Source organism: Methylonatrum kenyense (genome assembly GCF_023195885.1).
GTDB lineage: Bacteria > Pseudomonadota > Gammaproteobacteria > Nitrococcales > Aquisalimonadaceae > Methylonatrum > Methylonatrum kenyense.
On the sequence record NZ_JALPKO010000027.1, the window covers coordinates 1 to 742 of the forward strand.

The window sequence follows — 742 nt, forward strand, 5'->3', positions numbered from 1 at the left end:
TCGGTGCCATCCTCGAACAGGACATAGACGTAGGAGTCGCCAAACATGGAAAAGCCTCGGACATCCCGGGCTCCCGGTACGGCCAGCATGGCGGTGGAAAGCGGATAGGTGACCTGGTCCTCCACCACCTGGGGTGCCTGGCCGGCGTATTCGGTATGCACGATCACCTGCACGTCCGACAGGTCGGGGATCGCGTCTAGCGGCGTCTGCCGGGCGGAGAAGACCCCCCAGGCCACGAACACGCCGGTGAGCAACAACACCAGTAAGCGGTTATCCAGCGACCACTGAATGATCCGTTCAATCATGCCGGGTCTCCTCAGTGGTCATGGCCCGCGTGGGGGTCGTGATCGGGGGCGTCGTCCGCGTCGGCGGACGGCGCGTCCAGCGGCTCGATGTGAGTTAGCTCGTAGGCATACTCCTCATCCGCCCGCTCCCGGATGCGGATGATCACCGCATCACCGGGCTGCAGGCCCCCCAGGTCCACGCCATCGGCCACGTCGAAATCCATAGTCATGGCCGGCCAACCCAGTTCAGCGATGGGGTCGTGATCCAGGTTGACCTGACGGGCGTCCTCGTCCACATGGTTGATGCGTCCCTCGGCGGCGACGCTGCCATCATCCGCCTCCTCCGCGGCCGCCTCGGCCTGCATGCGCGCCAGGCTGACCGTCACCGAGGACTCGGAGTCAATCAGGAACTGACCGGAGGTGACGATGCGCTCTCCGGCCTGCAACCCCTCAAGGAT

The 742-nt window shown here is 65.1% G+C and carries 2 protein-coding genes; both read right to left on the reverse strand.

Features of this window, described 5'->3' with window-relative positions; translation table 11 throughout:
* Positions 1-305 (reverse strand): efflux RND transporter permease subunit (locus M0534_RS13655; RefSeq protein WP_248568999.1); only part of this gene is annotated, 305 nt, incomplete at its 3' end.
* Between the two features lie 11 nt (positions 306-316).
* Positions 317-742, reverse strand: a 426-nt coding sequence (locus M0534_RS13660) for a copper-binding protein (RefSeq protein WP_248569000.1), incomplete at its 5' end; no start/stop codon positions are given.